The 16,902-nt window shown below is 35.1% G+C and carries 17 protein-coding genes; 10 read left to right on the forward strand and 7 right to left on the reverse strand.

The window, feature by feature from the left end; translation table 11 throughout:
• Positions 1-45: 45 nt before the first annotated feature.
• Positions 46-2,145, reverse strand: a complete 2,100-nt coding sequence (locus J690_RS06875) for a TonB-dependent siderophore receptor (protein WP_032034961.1) — start codon at positions 2,143-2,145, stop codon at positions 46-48.
• 220 nt (positions 2,146-2,365) lie between these two features.
• Between J690_RS06875 and lpxB the strand changes: the two genes are divergently transcribed.
• On the forward strand, positions 2,366-3,541 hold the full coding sequence (gene lpxB, locus J690_RS06880) for a lipid-A-disaccharide synthase (RefSeq protein WP_032034963.1): 1,176 nt from the start codon (positions 2,366-2,368) through the stop codon (positions 3,539-3,541).
• A 34-nt stretch (positions 3,542-3,575) separates the two neighbouring features.
• Here lpxB and J690_RS06885 read toward each other — a convergent pair whose 3' ends face one another.
• Positions 3,576-4,445 carry a DUF2797 domain-containing protein gene (locus J690_RS06885; RefSeq protein ID WP_002049907.1) on the reverse strand — a complete coding sequence of 290 codons (870 nt, stop codon included), beginning with the start codon at positions 4,443-4,445 and terminating at the stop codon, positions 3,576-3,578.
• 39 nt (positions 4,446-4,484) lie between these two features.
• Between J690_RS06885 and J690_RS06890 the strand changes: the two genes are divergently transcribed.
• Both J690_RS06890 and J690_RS06895 read left to right on the forward strand, forming a co-directional pair.
• Entirely contained in the window at positions 4,485-4,946 is a 462-nt protein-coding gene (locus tag J690_RS06890; RefSeq protein ID WP_005069394.1) for a DUF6231 family protein, read from the forward strand.
• A 99-nt stretch (positions 4,947-5,045) separates the two neighbouring features.
• The gene (locus J690_RS06895) at positions 5,046-5,636 is read left to right on the forward strand and encodes a YidB family protein (RefSeq protein WP_032034966.1); all 591 of its coding nucleotides are present in this window, start codon (positions 5,046-5,048) and stop codon (positions 5,634-5,636) included.
• A gap of 110 nt (positions 5,637-5,746) precedes the next feature.
• Here the strand turns inward: J690_RS06895 and J690_RS06900 are convergent, their stop codons facing one another.
• The 3 genes from J690_RS06900 to J690_RS06910 form a co-directional block, all read right to left on the reverse strand.
• The gene (locus tag J690_RS06900) at positions 5,747-6,853 is read right to left on the reverse strand and encodes a porin (protein ID WP_014206653.1); all 1,107 of its coding nucleotides are present in this window, start codon (positions 6,851-6,853) and stop codon (positions 5,747-5,749) included.
• Positions 6,854-7,108: 255 nt separating this feature from the next.
• Positions 7,109-7,522 carry an HIT family protein gene (locus J690_RS06905; RefSeq protein ID WP_005069390.1) on the reverse strand — a complete coding sequence of 138 codons (414 nt, stop codon included), beginning with the start codon at positions 7,520-7,522 and terminating at the stop codon, positions 7,109-7,111.
• Between the two features lie 17 nt (positions 7,523-7,539).
• Positions 7,540-7,809, reverse strand: coding sequence for a YARHG domain-containing protein (locus J690_RS06910; RefSeq protein ID WP_002122146.1), 270 nt, complete (start codon positions 7,807-7,809; stop codon positions 7,540-7,542).
• Between the two features lie 861 nt (positions 7,810-8,670).
• On the opposite strand from J690_RS06910, the gene J690_RS06915 reads away from it, so the two are divergent.
• The gene (locus J690_RS06915; protein WP_005076167.1) at positions 8,671-9,135 is read left to right on the forward strand and encodes a hypothetical protein; all 465 of its coding nucleotides are present in this window, start codon (positions 8,671-8,673) and stop codon (positions 9,133-9,135) included.
• A 113-nt stretch (positions 9,136-9,248) separates the two neighbouring features.
• On the opposite strand, the gene J690_RS06920 is transcribed toward J690_RS06915, so the two are convergent.
• Entirely contained in the window at positions 9,249-10,334 is a 1,086-nt protein-coding gene (locus J690_RS06920; protein WP_032034968.1) for an alpha/beta fold hydrolase, read from the reverse strand.
• 136 nt (positions 10,335-10,470) lie between these two features.
• Here J690_RS06920 and J690_RS06925 point away from each other — a divergent pair, with 136 nt between their 5' ends.
• From J690_RS06925 to J690_RS06945, 5 genes are all read left to right on the forward strand, one after another.
• On the forward strand, positions 10,471-11,658 hold the full coding sequence (locus J690_RS06925) for an O-succinylhomoserine sulfhydrylase (RefSeq protein ID WP_005069382.1): 1,188 nt from the start codon (positions 10,471-10,473) through the stop codon (positions 11,656-11,658).
• 168 nt (positions 11,659-11,826) lie between these two features.
• Entirely contained in the window at positions 11,827-12,063 is a 237-nt protein-coding gene (locus tag J690_RS06930) for a hypothetical protein (RefSeq protein ID WP_005069381.1), read from the forward strand.
• Between the two features lie 264 nt (positions 12,064-12,327).
• The gene (locus J690_RS06935; RefSeq protein ID WP_002113538.1) at positions 12,328-12,657 is read left to right on the forward strand and encodes a YbaB/EbfC family nucleoid-associated protein; all 330 of its coding nucleotides are present in this window, start codon (positions 12,328-12,330) and stop codon (positions 12,655-12,657) included.
• A 9-nt stretch (positions 12,658-12,666) separates the two neighbouring features.
• The gene (recR, locus tag J690_RS06940) at positions 12,667-13,263 is read left to right on the forward strand and encodes a recombination mediator RecR (protein ID WP_002113756.1); all 597 of its coding nucleotides are present in this window, start codon (positions 12,667-12,669) and stop codon (positions 13,261-13,263) included.
• A 332-nt stretch (positions 13,264-13,595) separates the two neighbouring features.
• A complete protein-coding gene (locus J690_RS06945) occupies positions 13,596-14,720 on the forward strand; it encodes a ribonuclease D (protein ID WP_032034970.1) in 1,125 nt (374 codons plus the stop codon).
• Positions 14,721-15,178: 458 nt separating this feature from the next.
• On the opposite strand, the gene J690_RS06950 is transcribed toward J690_RS06945, so the two are convergent.
• Positions 15,179-15,853: an FMN-dependent NADH-azoreductase gene (locus J690_RS06950; RefSeq protein ID WP_081405083.1), complete on the reverse strand. Its 675-nt coding sequence runs from the start codon at positions 15,851-15,853 to the stop codon at positions 15,179-15,181.
• A 118-nt stretch (positions 15,854-15,971) separates the two neighbouring features.
• Here J690_RS06950 and J690_RS06955 point away from each other — a divergent pair, with 118 nt between their 5' ends.
• A complete protein-coding gene (locus tag J690_RS06955) occupies positions 15,972-16,823 on the forward strand; it encodes a LysR family transcriptional regulator (protein WP_032034975.1) in 852 nt (283 codons plus the stop codon).
• Positions 16,824-16,902: the final 79 nt, after the last annotated feature.

Genomic DNA, 16,902 nt, shown 5'->3' on the forward strand with positions numbered 1-16,902 from the left:
GAATAATAAGTAAAGCCAATCCCTAAATTGGGATTGGCTACGGTATTAATATTTAAACTTTACAGCAACTGTATAATTTGCTGGAGCGCCATAGTAACCTTGGCCACCAGATAAACCTGTCAAATATTTTTCATTTGTCAGGTTGTTACCATTTACTTGGAACAGTACGTGTTCGTTTAAATCATAACTAGCCATAACGTTAAGTAATGCATACGCATCTTGTTTTACAGTTGAGTAAGAGGTGTCATGTATATCGTCCTGCCACTTAATGCTTGCACCAACTTTTAATTTTGGAATCTGTGGAACAGTATAAGAAGCTAAAACATTAAGTGTTTGAGTCGGGATATTAGGTCTGCCTCTTTCACCCGTTTCCATATTTTTTAGACTAAATGTTGAAAAACCAAAAACTAAATCTAAGTTATCAGTTAATTTTCCAGTTAATCCGACCTCAACACCTTGCGATCTAATTGTTCCGATTGGAGATGAGTATTTGTTATAAAGCGGATCCCATAATGGGTTTAGTGCAAAATTATCTTCATCTGTTCTAAAGATTGCGATATTTCCTGTTAAAGCCCCATCTAACCAAGCGCTTTTTACACCTAATTCATAGCTTTCACCCTCTACTGGTACAGCTGTTTGTTTAGTAGAAAGATCGATAACAGTTTGTGGTCTAAAAATAGAGGTGTAACTCATATAACCTGTGTATTCAGGAGTAAAGTTATATGTAATACCTGCATATGGAGAAACTTTATTCTTTTTATATTCTAAAGTATCGATTTCAGTGTAGTTGGCACCTAAGATAAATTTCAGATCCTCACCTAAATGAAGACGAGTAGCACCGTAAACGGACTTCATGGTTCTTTCTTCTGGATCAGCATAGGTAAAGTCTCCCCAAGTCGGTTCATCAGGTGTCCAGCTTGGTAAGTCTGTGGTAATAACACCTAAACTACTGCCATACGAATAAACACTTTGAGCACTATATTTTGACCAGTTATAACCAATATTTGCTTCGTGTTGCTGCCCTAATAAATTAAAAGTACCTTGAATGTCTGCATTCGCAGTAGTTTCTTTAAATTTTTGATTATAAATCTCTGGTAATAGTGAAATACCAGATGTATTGTCAGTAGCAGAAGGAAATCCATTGAGATAAAGCATTTTATCTTTAACATCTGATTTCTTAAGGTTATAGCCTAATCTTAACTTCCAGTCTCCCCATAATTTTTGTTCAATATTGGCAAAATAATTATCTATTTCCCAATCGTAGTATATCCATGACGGTGCATAATTATAGTTACGAGAATAACTTAATGGTTCACCTTTGGAATTAACCAAGGGTAGAGCACCCCATTGAGAACCATTAGCATATTGACGAGTTTTCGAATATCCTGCTGAAACATTAGTGGTGTCTGTAACGTCAGCTTCTAAAATTCCTTGAAATCCATTTTTTTCTTCTGAATAGCGGTCTAGATAAGAATCTCCTACTTTCTCATAACCTACAAGACGTCCTCGTACTCGTCCATCTTGTGTAAGAGAACCAGAGATATCCGCTTCATAACGTTGTGTATCCCATGAACCATAGCTCACCCCAGCATTTGCTTGGAATTCTTTAGTGGGACGTTTACGGATATAGTTAATTGTAGCGCCAGGATCTCCCAGAGCATTTGTTAAGGCATCAGCACCTTTGACAATTTCAACACGATCATAGAAATAACTATCTGCATCACTATTGTTATAATTATAGCTGTCAACTTGAGGGATACCGATTCCATCAACCAAAATATTTGAAATATCAAAACCACGAGCCGTATAAGTTGTTCGGTTGGTTTCTAATCCGGTTACAGTAACACCTGGTGTATTACTTAAAATATCTCGGGTACTGGTAAGTCCGAAATCTTCAATTTGCTGACGAGTAACGACGTTAATGGTTTGAGGAGTTTCTTTAGCCTCAATATTAAGCTTGGTTGCGCTACTCGAGTTCTTAACATTATATGCTTTGGTTTGTTCAGAAGACTGCTCAGCATTTGATGCTTTAACTTGAATCGTCTGTAAAGCTTGTACCTGTGCATCTTGGGCATAGGTGAGGTTTGCATAACAAATTGCGCAGGCGATTACGGTAAGCTTAAATGGTCGAGGTGGGATATTCATAAGATTAAAGATAATGTAAATAATTCTCATTTATTTTATTGTTTGTAAATGTAAGCTACAATTCAAATTGCATTGTTAATTTAGATTAAAAGATGGTGAATGAGTGTAATTTTAGATAGTTTGTGCTGTGGCTGCTCTTGGTTAGTACATATAGATCAAGTTCAAGATTGATAAACCTCTATGCTAGAATGCATTATTTCAAATTCTTGGGTAAATGACCTTGGCAAACCGAAAACTTAAAATAGGCATTGTAGTTGGGGAAGTTTCTGGAGATACGCTTGGTGTAAAACTTATGCGTAGTTTTCGAGAACAAGGAATCGATGCCGAATTTGAGGGAATCGGTGGTCCTCAAATGATTGCTGAAGGTTTTAACAGTTATTACCCAATGGAAACTCTATCTGTGATGGGGATTGTTGAGGTCTTAAAAGATTTAAAAAAATTATTCGCCGTGCGTGATGGTCTAATCAATCAATGGACTCAACATCCGGTTGATATTTTTATAGGTATTGATGCACCAGACTTTAACCTTAGACTTTCGAAAAGTATTAAAGAAAAGAATCTTCCAATAAAAACAGTTCAATATGTGAGCCCATCAGTTTGGGCGTGGCGCCAAGGACGTGTTCATGGCATCAAACAAAGTATAGATTTAGTACTTTGCTTATTTCCTTTTGAAAAAGTTTTTTATGAACAATATGAAGTTCCAGCAGCATTTGTAGGACATCCGCTAGCTAAACAATTGCCACTTGAGAATCCAATTCAAATTGCCAAACAGCAATTAGGTCTTAATGAAAATCAGAAGCATATTGCCTTGTTACCGGGTAGCCGCAAAGGTGAAGTAGAGCGTCTTCTTCCTATGTTACTGGGAGCTGCCAATATTTTGCATACCAAACATCCAGACATTCAATTTTTAATTCCCGCAATTAACGATGCACGAAAACAACAGATTGAGCAGGGTGTTGAGCAATTAGCGCCTCAATTAAAAGCAAAAATTCATATTTTAGAAAATACAGATAGTGAGTCTAAAGTTGGCCGTATGGTCATGAACGCGAGTGACGTTATTGCTTTAGCATCAGGAACGGCGACATTAGAAGCCATGCTGATGCATCGACCAATGGTCACATTCTATAAATTGCATTGGTTAACTTATTTAATTGCTAAATTCTTGGTCAAAATTCCTTATTACTCTTTGCCTAATATTATTGCCGGTAAAAAAGTAATTGAAGAGCTAATTCAAGCTGATGCCACACCTGAAAATTTAGCAGCGGAAATAGAAAAACTAATGAATGTTGAAACCGCTCAAATTCAGGTGATGCAGCACTTAACCATGCATAAACAGCTTATTTCTGGAAATACGGAAGACCCAGTTCAAGTCATCCTAAATGTACTAGAGAAGTAAAAAAAAGGCATTCATATAAGAATGCCTTTTCTATTTATGCACGTACAATCAGCTCGTACCCTGTATATTTACGAATGTTGATAACACCGATATCAAAAATTAAATATTGGCCTTTAATCCCTTGTAAGACACCACGAATTTTTGGTGTTTTATCTAAGTTTAGAGACTTAATTTTTTCAGGATATTGTTCAACTGGGTAAACAAACTCACGTGGCAATTCATTTTCTAGTAGTTCAACCGTTTCGTTAAATTCAAGGTTTTGACTAAATTCTTCACGAATAGTTTGAATTTTAGGGGCGAACTCTTCGATTAATTGATCACGTTGTTCAACCATATTTAAAGGTTCAGCTTCACCCTTGAGGAGTTTTCGCCAATCTGTTTTATCAGCAATTAAAGAACCAAACATGGTTTCAAGCTGACCAGATAAACGACGTGATCCAACTTTTAAAATAGGTAAGGCTTGAGTTGCACCTTGATCTAACCAACGACCTGGCATATGGCTAACACGCGTAATACCCACTTTTAAAGCACTAGAGTTTGCCAAATAGACAATATGTGGTTGGAAACAAACACTATGGGCAAAGTCATCTTCACGACATGTACCTAAATGATAGTGACATGTTTCAGGTTTCATAATGCAAAGATCACATTCTGCTTTGGTTTTAAAACATTTAAAGCAGTGGCCTTGAGAATAAGACTTCGGTGTTTTAGCGCCACAAGAGGTGCAATAAATATTACCTGTCCATTCGATTTCTAGTTCTTGTCCTAAATTAAAAGGAAGATCAATTTCTGAACGGTCTAATACAAATTTGTATTCAACATTTGCCTTGGTTGTCTGTTGATCAGTTACACTAGCATCTTTTAGGCCTGCATGCATTTTATGGCAAATGCCTTGTAGTTCCATAAAGTTTAAACTCACATCTTTCAATTAAGGGTTGCAGTTATGGCTGAACAAAATGTCATCACTTCTATGCTAGACGATTTATCAAACGAACAGCCCATTCATACTGCACTTTGTATTGGCCAGAAAATTGACCAGAATAACGCAATTCAATGGCACTATTTTACCGTAACTGAGCTTTTAAGTCTGCCTTTTACTCAGCGTTATGATTTGGGTTTTGTATTGTTTGATACTGACGAAATGCAGAACATCAGCGATGTGCAAAAATCACAATTATTAGTAAAGCTAAGAGATTTATTAGCGAAACGAATTGTAGTGGTAAGTAAACGCAGTGATGAGCAGTTATTACGTTCTTTAGGTTTTACTCAACTTATTGATAAAACTTCACATGATAGTGATTTTGCTTTATGGCAATTTAATATATTGACTTATAAACATGTTCCAGACTGGTTTAATTCAAAGTTCTGGGCGAACCCGGAAAACTGGAATAAATTCCGCTGGTAAAAGGGCCTTAAATCTCTTTCAAAATTTAACAATTTGGTTTTTGCTGTCTTAACAAGAATCCGCGTATGCTCATGTATAAACCATACATAAGAGTTACACATGACTAATTTAAGCAATATTGTAGAAGTTTTGGCTAAGCAGGCTTTAGGTGGGAATCAGCAAGCGTCAGGTCAAGGTGGTTTAGGTGGAATTTTAGGTTCAGTACTCGGACAAATGGGGGGCAATACTTCTTCTGGCGCTCAAAGTGGCCTTGGAGGAGTATTAGGTTCTGTATTAGGGCAAGTGACTGGCAATAACAATACACCTCAAACAGGTGGCGGCGTACAAAGTTTATTAATTGCAGTTGTGCCTTTAATTTTAGGTTGGGTACAGCAACAAGGTGGTTTACAAGCTGCATTAGAAAAGTTGAAAGGGGCTGGTTTAGGAAGTCAGGTTCAAAGTTGGGTTGATCCAAATCAAAGTAATAGCGAAGTTCCGACCCAACAGTTACAGAGCCTATTTAATCCGTCTGACATTGAACAAGTTGCCGAGCAAGCTCAAGCGCCCAAAGAACAAGTTTATGGTGCAATCGCTTCTGTCTTACCTCAGGTCATTGACTCTTTAACACCTCAAGGTGACAGTACCGATCATCAAGAAGCAAACCAAGATATTCAAAATGTCATTAATCTTGTAAGTGGTTTTTTAAAATAAGATATAAATCTTAAAAAAGCTGATAAGTTTTATATCGGCTTTTTTTACTCAGGACAAAAAATAAAAGGGCATAAGCCCTTTTATTTTAGATCTGAATCAAACATAACTGATTAGAAGTTATATTCGATACCAGTACCTACAACAGTTTGTTTGTCGTCTTCTTTAATCCAGTCGCGTTTTTGTTGAGCAACGATACCGTAGAAGCGAGCTTGTTTGTTGATTTGGTAATCAAGACCTAAACCGTACAAGTCGATTTTACGATCTGATTGGCCACTTACTTGTGTTTCAGCTGAAGCATATTCTGCTTTCACTTTAAGTTTAGTGTTAGGAATTTTATAAGCAGCTGTTACTGCATATGCTTCTTCTTCTAAACCACGGTAAGCTTTACCAGCTTTATCGATTGAACCATCTGATTTATATGATTGACCATATGCAGTCAAGTCATCAGTAGGTTCAGCGTGTTGCCATAAAGCACCTACAACAAAACCAGATTTAGCAATATCATAAGAACCAGTTACACGGTAAGCATCGGTATAAACATCTTTTAGACCGTAAGCTGCATATTTACCTTTAATACCAAAGTCACCAGCAGCAGCAATTGCTAAACCGATATCTTTGTTTTCGTAACCAAGCGATGTTGATACAGAGTCAAAGCTATCATTTTTGCTATCTTTACCAGTTTCACCCGGTTTGCTATCAGAGGTGCTTTCGCCAGTTTGAGCCATGATATTGAATGTTAAACCAGCTAATAATTTAGGGTCTAATTCAAAACCGATCACGTTGTCTAAACGGTTTTCACCGTACATGATATTAGTAATATCTAAACGTGTATCGTCATTAAAGATGTCTTGGTTACCACCAGCAGCTGTTTTGAAGTAAGAATCATACTTACCTACTTTTAATGTACCAACACCTTCAGTTTTTAAACCGATAAAACGGTTACGAGCACTAAGGTCAGTATCAGAACCTGAACCATCAGTAGAAATTGCCCATTCAGCTAAATAAACAGCAGATAACTTGTCAGTTAATTTCTCTTCGCCTTTTACCCCAATACGAGAAGAGTTTGAGTTAACTTCGGTAACGTCACTTTTACCATCGAAATTTTTATTATCAACTTGGTTAATAGAAACATTTAGTTTGCCATACAAAGTTGGCGCTGCTTGCACCGCGTTTACGCTCAAAGTTGCAACTGCGGCAGCGAGTAGCAATTTCTTCATTGAGATTTCTCCAAAAGGTATTTAAAAATGGCGTATGCCTAGCTAACTATTTATTTTGTAGTTGACTTATGTACAAAAAGTTACAAAAGCTCACCAACTTGCTAAGCAGTATCGGCAAATTTTGTGACAGGGAAGTGAAGAATAAATGACAGTTTTATGACGTTTAAAATTTAGAAATAAATTAGTTATTTTCATTTTTTATAGTTTTTAGACGAAAAAAAGCGGAGCCTAAACTCCGCTTTAACCATCTAAAAATCAAAGAGCTGCTTTAATTTTTTCAGCTAATTCTTTAATTTTTTCTTGATCTCCTAACTCAACAGCATGGCGTCCAAGATGATGCACATTTGTTGGAATTAGGTGAAAATGAACATGTGGAACAGTTTGTCCTGCTGCTGCTCCAGAAAGTTGCATCAATACAATACCTTCCAAATTGAGCGCTTTTTCCATTGCCTTAGCAATCTTTTGAACAATTTGTATAGTATAGGCTGCTGCTTCAGCAGGTAAGTCCAGCAGTGTTACAGCAGGTGTTTTTGGAATAACTAATGTATGACCATCGGCTTGAGGCATAATATCCATAAAAGCTAGAACTTGATCATCTTCATAGACTTTTATCGCTGGAAGTTCTCCACGTAAAATTTTTGCGAAGATATTTTGATCATCATATGCCATGTATTATTCCTTTAAAATTATTTACATTTCAATTCTTTTTGACGTTCTTTAATAGCGTCAAGACGTTGTTGCTCTTTGTCAGAAAACTTTGGTTTTGTCGTATGACAGTTTTCATTACCATATTTTTCTTTAGCATCAGGATCTTTAAAACAAAAGCCTTTTGACGCATAAATCAAATTGTAATCATCTTGCAATTTTTGGCATTCTTGCTCAGGTGTTGCAGCTTGTACGCCTAAACTAGCAATGCTCACCATGCCAGTAAAGACTGCAACCATAAATTTATTCATGAGCTTTTCCTCAGTTAAAGGTATGAACCTGTACTCAATATAAGGTTTCTTACCAATATTTCAATGACTATTAATTACTCAGGTGTCATTTTGGTTTGTATTTTGGGCAAAAAATTAATAAAATCTTTATATATCAATGTTTTAAAAATAAAAAATAAAAAATAAAAACAAAAACTTAACTAAATTTTTATATATCTTTCCATAATTTAACTACTATCTAATACCTTGTAATTGCTCATAATGAATGAAATAGGGGACTTGCTTCTATTAAATAAAAAATCAAAAAGTTCGTAGAAAAGCCATATTTATGACTCATCTTTTGCTGAAAAGACAGTTTTAGTTTGAATTTTGGTCAATGGAAAAGAAAGATATTAATGCCATGATCAAAGAACAAAGCGTGATAATTATCACATTTTGTATTTTAGGATTAGGTGGAATTCACTAGGCCCATTTATTTTAGACGGAAATGGGCTTCTCTTATTGAAACAGAGATAAAATTATTTTCGACTTTTATTTAAGATTAAAATTCACCTGAAAGATGCATTGATTTTACATATTTAAAGTCTTATTATATGCCCCATAATTGCTGCGTTTGATAGTTTTTGTTTTTTATAGCCCATTTCTCCAAATGAAATGGGCTTTTTTTATTAAAGTTATTTCGAATCATTAAAATTTAGTATTTTATATTGAGAATAATTTCGCCTTATATTTTGATTTTGTGACATAGTATAAATGTTGCTTTCATAATTGCCCTGATAGTTACTTTCTACCCTCATACCCTTACACATAGTAATAGTATATTCATCATACTTCCTTAAAGGATCAGTCGTTCGTTAAGACTAAATATTAAAGGAATAGGTGATGTCACAATTTTTACTAATTGCTGAAAAAGTTTATAAAAAGTTCGAAGAAGAAAAGCTTTTCTCCGAGGATGTAATTGGGCACTTGAATAGCTTAGTTAGTATTATACGGCAAGAGATAAAAGATACTTCATACAAACTAAAATATAACTTTATTGATTTTGAAGAATGTTTAAATAAACCTGCAAAGGAATGTTCAGTTAAACTCGATATCAGCTTAATGCCAATTTATAAGAATAAAAGTGAATACATTATGTGGTTAGCGAGTTTTATCGAAAAAATTACTCTAGGTGGAAGAGAAAAGTTTCCACCGCTTACAAATAGTTTACTTCCGAGCTGTATAGTGACCAATCCTTATGTAACAAAACTGGAGCAGGCCAAGGCCTCTTCTGAAAAAAGTGCACAGATGATTGTAAATTACTTTAAATCATCCGATTATAAAAAAGTTAATAAAGTGCCTTCATAGTGAAAATAATAATTTTCTATTAAAACAATAATATTATTGGTAAATGCATCATTACACGAGGGCTTATTGTAGCCAAGCCAATAAAAGTAATGGATTGAATTATGACCTCATTCTTAAATTTGCGTTGATCGTTCGGTGAGCCATTTTGCTAGTTGTGGCCAGAACTCCAATGCACTTGACTGACTCGACATGAGACCCAAATGTCCGCCAGGGATGAGAGTAAACGTAACATCTTGGCTACTGGTTAACTGGCTTAATGGTTGAGCTGCATCAGCGGTAACCAGTTGATCACTACGACCCGCGCCCACTAAGAGAGAGCAGTCGATATTTTTTAATTCAATTTTTTTATCTTTTAACTCAATAAAGCCGCGCTTCAATGGATTTTGCAACCAAACATTGAACAACATGTCCTGATTAATTCCACCCGGGTAATCAATCATATTATTTAAAAAGCTACTTAGAGTGGCATGCTCTTGTACGAACTGAAGATCATTAAGGTTTTTAAGTAATTGAATATGACCATCGAGCCAGCCTTTAGGGTCGAGAATTTTGAAACCTAAAGAATTTAAAATTCCTGGGCTATGAATCAGACGTTTTGGTAATCCGGAATAAATACGTTCTTGAATTTTTTTATTGCGACCAATCGCGTTGTTTATGGTTCGATAGAGTTTCCCAATATAGCCAGAAGCATAACTGTCTATTGGACTACCAAGTACTATAAGGTTTTTAACATAATTTGGATGATTATGCGCTGTATATAAAGTGACGAATATACCTGCCATACTCCATCCGTGAAGCGAGATTTTTTCACTTCCGGAGTGTGTTCTGACAAGTTGTATGGCTTTAGGAATAAAATCTTCAATAAATGATAAAAAGTTAAGATGTCTGTCCTTAAACTTTAAACGGCCCCAATCTACCAAATAAACATCAAAACCAGCATTTTGGAAGTATTTAATAAGAGAACGATAAGGGTATAAATCATATATCGCCATATTAATAGCGAGTGGAGCAACGAATACTAAAGGTTCTTTGAATTGTTTTTGAGTAGCTGCGTAATAACGTATACGGGTTTGATTAAATTCACCAATCACTTCGAACGGAGTGCTTTGTGACAATACTAATGTTTGAGGGCGAAATAGTCGGGTAGAGAGGTGCTTGATTTGACTTTGTTCAGAGACAAGGGACTTTAAGCGTTTCATCTTGCTTTTACCAACTATTTACTAAAGTTGAATAAAGTCTAAGCGATAATTTTAAGGTTTACCTTGACCTTAAATACCCTAGACACTCAAAATGATGATAGTTTTTTAGTACATGACCAGTAAAGGCGAACATTTAATGAACCAGTCTGATGATTTAGAATACCAACTTGATACTTTAGCCATTCGTACCGGACATACTCGTAGTTTTGAAGGCGAACATGGCGAACCGATTTTTTTGACTTCATCATTTGTATATGAAAATGCGGCTGAAGCTGCAGCAAAATTTTCTGGTCAGGTTCAAGGAAATATCTATTCTCGTTTTACTAATCCGACTGTATCGATGTTCGAAAAACGTTTAGCAGCTTTAGATGGTGCTGAACGTGCCGTGGCTACAAGCTCTGGAATGGGCGCGATTTTGTCAGTTGCTATGGCATACCTAAAAGCGGGTGATCATGTTATTTGCTCAAGAGCAGTTTTTGGTTCAGTTGTTGCTTTGTTTGAAAAATATATTGCCAAGTTTGGTGTAGACATTACATTTGTTGATTTATGTGATTTAGACGAATGGAAAAATGCTGTACGTCCTGAAACCAAACTTTTCTTTGTTGAGTCACCGTCTAACCCTTTAGCTGAGATTGCAGATATACAAGCGTTAGCAGATATCGCCCATGCGAATGGTGCATTACTTGCGGTTGATAACAGTTTCTGTACACCTGTTTTGCAGCAACCACTCAAGTTTGGTGCGGATCTTGTGATTTACTCTGCGACTAAATACTTAGATGGCCAAGGCCGTGCATTAGGTGGTGCTGTTGTTGGTAATCATCAGTTGTTAGAAGAAGTTTTTGGTGTTGTTCGTACGCTTGGACCATCAATGAGCCCATTTAATGCATGGGTTTTCTTAAAAGGTCTAGAAACTTTACGTTTACGTATGAAAGCACACTGTGAGAGTGCTCAAATTCTTGCAGAATGGTTATCTACTCATGAAAAGGTAGAGAAGGTTTACTACGCTGGTTTACCTGCTCATGAAGGTCATGAACTTGCTGCTAAACAACAAAATGGCTTTGGCGGTATTGTATCCTTCGTTGTTAAAGGCGAGCGTGAAGGTGCGTGGAAGGTTATTGATAATACTAAGTTTATCTCGATTACAGGTAATCTAGGTGATGTGAAATCGACGATTACCCATCCAGCAACCACAACTCATGGCAAACTTTCTGTTGAAGCAAAAGAAGCAGCTGGTATTCAAGAAGGTCTAATTCGTGTTTCTGTTGGTCTAGAAGATATTAATGACATTATTGGTGATATCTCACGTGGGTTAGATTTAATCTAATTAAATTTTGTTAGTTAGGGAAAAGTCACATTTATTTTAATGTGGCTTTTTTTGTTACTAATAAGCAACAATAGCAATAAAAAGTCTACGTTTTGTTATAAATCAGTCTAAAATTTCAACGTATAAAAGTTCTAAATTTAATAAAAATAACAAAGAGAGTCTTTAGTCATGCTTAAACCAATAATTATTTTAGTTGCGATAGGGGCAATTGGTCTGGTTGGATACAAAGTATTTGCCCAAAAAGATGAACCGACACAGATCAGTGAAACTGTATTATTAATTAATGATGCAAACAAATCTGTTCAAGATGCTGATCTTTCAATAGAAAAAGCCAATACCTCTTTCAAGGAAGTTCCCTTAAGTGAATATAAAACAAACAATAAAAGTCTACAGGCTGCACAGTAACTTTTCTAAATTTTACTTTTTTCTACTCATCAAAAGTTTTTTATATAAAAGCTTTATAGTGGATTGACCATAGAAAATAGTTTCATAGATACCAATAGAAAACATTGATTTATTGTGTCAGAATTACGGATTAATTTTGATTTAAACGTACTAACCTCAATGATCTTGATGATCTATAGGGGAATAGAAAGAGTTTAAGTTTTGCAGTGTTATGTGACTATCAATAATACTTGAAATATTTGATAGAGATACGGAGTTAGGTTTATGAATATCAATATGCTTATGCAGCAAGCGCAGCGCATGCAAAAAGATATGGAATCAAATATAAAAAAGGCTAAAGAAGAGCTTGCTCAAACTGAAGTACACGCTGAAGCGGGCGGTGGTTTAGTTAAAGTCACAATGACTGGCCGTTATATCGTAAAACGTATCGAAATTAATCCAGAATTACTTCAAGATGAACCAGACATGATTGAAGACTTAATTGCTGCTGCAGTAAATGATGCTGTGCGTCAAGCAGAAGTGATTTCTGAAGAAAAAATGCAAAAAGCAAATTCTGGTATGGGTTTACCACCTGGCTTAGCGGGCATGTTCTAAGGAAATTCAGTGTTTAGCGATAGATTTGAACAACTCGTTCAAGCTTTACGTATATTGCCAAGCGTTGGTCCGAAGTCGGCTCAACGTATGGCTTTACATCTTTTGATGAAAAACCGAGAAGGGGCATTTGCATTAGCGCATGCTTTACATGAGGCTTCAAGTTATATACATGAATGTAGTGTCTGCCATTCTCTGACTGAACATGAAATTTGTGATATTTGCGCCTCAACTGACAGAGATGATCAGTTATTGTGTGTGGTTGAATCACCAGCGGATGTGATGGCGATTGAGCAAAGCGGTAGCTTTCGTGGAAAATACCATGTTTTAGGTGGCCATCTTTCTCCATTAGATGGTATTGGTCCAGAAGAAATTGGTATTCCTTATCTCATTCAGCGTCTAAGCCAAGGTACTATTGAAGAAGTCATTTTGGCAACTAATGCGACTGTAGAAGGACAAGCGACAGCCCATTATTTGGTAGAGGCGACTAAACATTTACCAATACAAATGACGCGTATTGCTCAAGGTGTACCTCAGGGTGGTGAACTCGAATACGTAGATAGCCATACTTTAAGTCAGGCAGTGCATAACCGCATGAGAATGAAATAAGCATTCCGATGCTTATTTCATTAATGAATGTACTATCAATTTGATTAAATTTATTAATTAAATTCAGTTATTAAACATAAATATTATTCTGTCTTTTATTATTAAAGATAGTTTAAATAAAATATGAATATAAGCATGAAAAAGATCTTATAAATTTTAAATAAAGAACATTTGGAGATAAATTTAAAAAGTACAAATAAAAGATCAAAAAATTATCTATTTTCGAAAAATTGTTCAAAAATAGAGTATTCATAAAGGTTTAAGTGGCATTTTTCTGCTTCTATGTTATATATACCAGAGTTTAAAGCACTCTTTGCAATACTTGAGAAAGCATGTTTCAGTTTATCCAACAGCAAACCGAATTGGTTGATGTTCTACAAAAAATGGATCAATGTTCAATATATGGACTTGATACAGAATTTATTAAGGTTGACACACTCTGGCCTAAACTTGGAGTATGCCAAGTCAATGTAAATGGTGATGTCTATCTGTTGGATGGTGTTTCATTAGATCTAAGCCAGTTTTGGAAAAAGATCTTCCTCGCACAGCAAAACATTTTTCATGCATGTGGAGAAGATATTGATTTAATCTATCATTATGCTGATCAAGAAGATTTGCTTAATGTGTTTGATACTCAAGTGGGGCTTTCTTTTTTAGGTCATGGCCTGCAAGTGAGTTATCAAGGTGCTTTAAAACTTTGTCTTGATATTGATATTGAAAAAGATCAAACCAGATCTGATTGGTTAGCTAGACCTTTATCGCCTCAACAACTTTGTTATGCTGCTAACGATGTTTTGTATCTAATGAAGTTAGCTCATCATATTCAAGAGCAGCTTAAGCAGAAAGGGCTTTATAATTATGTTCTTGAGGACTGTAGTAGTCTAACTAAAGAAATCATTAGTGAAACCCCTAACGAATTACTATATACCGATGTGGGAAATTATCGTCACTCACGTCGTCAACTAATGCAGCTACAAAATTTAAGCGAATGGCGTGAATACATTGTGAAAGCAACGAATCAGCCACGTAGTTTTATTCTTAGAAATTCAACCATGATTGATATGGTTGAAAAGAACCCTCGCAATAGCTTTCAACTTTCGCAAGTTAAAGATATTCGTCCAAATGTGGTTCGCGAGTACGGCAAAACGATTTTAGAACTTCTTAAAGATTTGCCAGTCGAAAGCAGATGGCCATCAAAGATTGCAAAACCATTTAAGATTACGTCTAAAGAGACTTTAAATAAAATGGATATGGTGCTTGCTCATGCAATAAATGAGACTTCTATTCCTAAAGAAGTGTTGTTGAGAAAAAAATGGTTAAACGCCATTCATCAACATGTTCTATGTCAAGGGGATGAACAGGATTTACCCGACTATCTGTTAGGATGGCGTTATGAGTTATTAACGCAACCATTAATCCAGTTGTTTCAAGAGGAAAAACAAAGTTTATCTATTTAAAATGAATAAATAATTAGAAATTTAAAGGCTCATCATATGATGAGCCTTTTTAACTAAAGCATAATCATTCTGTTAAATTTTTAATTAATTATTAAAATGAGCTAATTATAATATCTAAGTATACAAAAAATAGATTTTCTGTAGTTTATCTAAATAATTATTTAGCCTGATAAAATTCATAAAATAATGTAATAAAGTAAATATAATTTGAAATTTCAATAATGAATTAAATTAACTTATATAATGAGAAAAATTCAATTGATTAAACATACAGGTCTGTATATTCTTGGATTTAAGAAAAACAACTTCATTTTATATAATATATAACTATAAGTTTGTTTCGGTGCAGAAATGAAAAGCCTACCCAATTGGGTAGGCTTTTTTATTTTTAATGATATGGATCAGTTAAAGTGACTTAATTTATGAAATTTAAAAATGAGTATTAAAATCTATAGATATTATCTCAATGAATCAGCAAGTTTAGACACAACTTCTTCAGTTTTTCGAAAAGCATTTTCCAATGACTCTCTATACCTTTGATCTCCAAACTCTTGATACTCACAAGTAATTTCATAAATTTTTTCTACGCCTAAATATTTGCTCAGTGTGCGAATGTGGGGTACAAGATGACTCATATCATGCCGAATCCCATCTTTCTCAAACCCAAATTCACCGCTGGAAGTAATAATAATTAAAATTTTTCCAGCTAAAAGAGGTTGTAAGGGAAAGTCTCCACGAGCTAGGTCAAAATCAAAGGTTTTATTGATACGAATAATTTGATCAAACCATGCTTTCAGTTGAGCAGGCATGCCGTAATTGTACATAGGTGAAGAAATTACAAGAATATCTGAGCTCGAAACTTCTGTTATTAATTGATCTGATATAGATAAAACATCACGTTGAGCTTCGGTCCTTTTATTGTCAGGTGTGAATACAGCATCAATCCAGTCTTGATTAATAAAGGGTGGTGGATTCATTCCTACGTCACGATAGATATACTCATCTATAGGCAATTGTTGTTTCCAAGAGTTGATCAAACGACTGGCAATATTTCTTGAAATAGAATTATGATTTGGATTAGCGTTAATCGCAGCTCTGACACTAGCATCTATATGTAATATTTTACTCATCATTAATTCCAGAAAGGTTAGGATTTAATTTATTTTGAGTTTTAAAACATAAGTAGACAAACGAGAAAACTACAATTATAGATGATTTTAATTCATTCATAAATGTAAATGGGGAGGAAGCATGCAAGTTTCTTTGCAAGCACTTAAAGCATTTGAATCAGCCGCTCGATTGGGTAGTTTTAAGTTGGCTGCTGAAGAACTTTCGCTTACACCGACTGCAATTTCACATCATGTTGCGAATCTAGAAAGCAGATTAAATATTGATTTATTTCATCGACAGGTAAGGAAAATAACGCTTACAACGACAGGGCAAAGACTTGCTGCAGCAATTTCTGAGGGGTTTCGTAAGATTGAAGATGCACTAGATGAAATAACAGTAAATGGAAACGTAGTGAGAGTCGCTAGTACCTCTTCACTAGCTGCAATGCTGCTAATTCCTTCAATAAATGAATTTTATCAATTGTACCCCGATATCTCTGTTGAGTTTTCTACAGGTGAAACTTTAGATAATCACTTATATACATTACCTATTCGATATGGCGACGTATCTTTGGTCCAGTCTCAAGATATCGTTAAATATGAGTCTTTTAATGTATTTGGTTCATCCAAACTTGATCTGCTTAAATGTTCTAGTGAACCAATAACTTTATTTACGACAGAATGGAAAAATAAGGCATTACCAAGCCCACCACTAGAGGCTTGGCTTGAGGAAAATGAATGGAATCCCCAAAGGATGACGATTAAGAAATTTGATCAGGAAATTTTTGGGATACACGAGGCTTTATCTGCCAATGGATTAGTATTTTGCTCTACTACACTTACCCAAAGGTTTGTTAAGGCGAATCTTTTACAGGAGTTTAAAACTAAAGCCGTTCAATCAAAGCTGTGTTACTACATTCCAAATAAGGAAGATCTTAAAAATAGAAATGCTAGAAAATTTATCGAATGGGTTGAAAGTTTATTTAATCAATAAACCTATATCTCTGATTGGTTTTAACTACACAACACTAAAACTTATATAGCGTTTTTATGATATAAAATTAGATAAATTA

This window comes from Acinetobacter sp. 742879 (assembly GCF_000588535.1).
Classification (GTDB): domain Bacteria; phylum Pseudomonadota; class Gammaproteobacteria; order Pseudomonadales; family Moraxellaceae; genus Acinetobacter; species Acinetobacter pittii.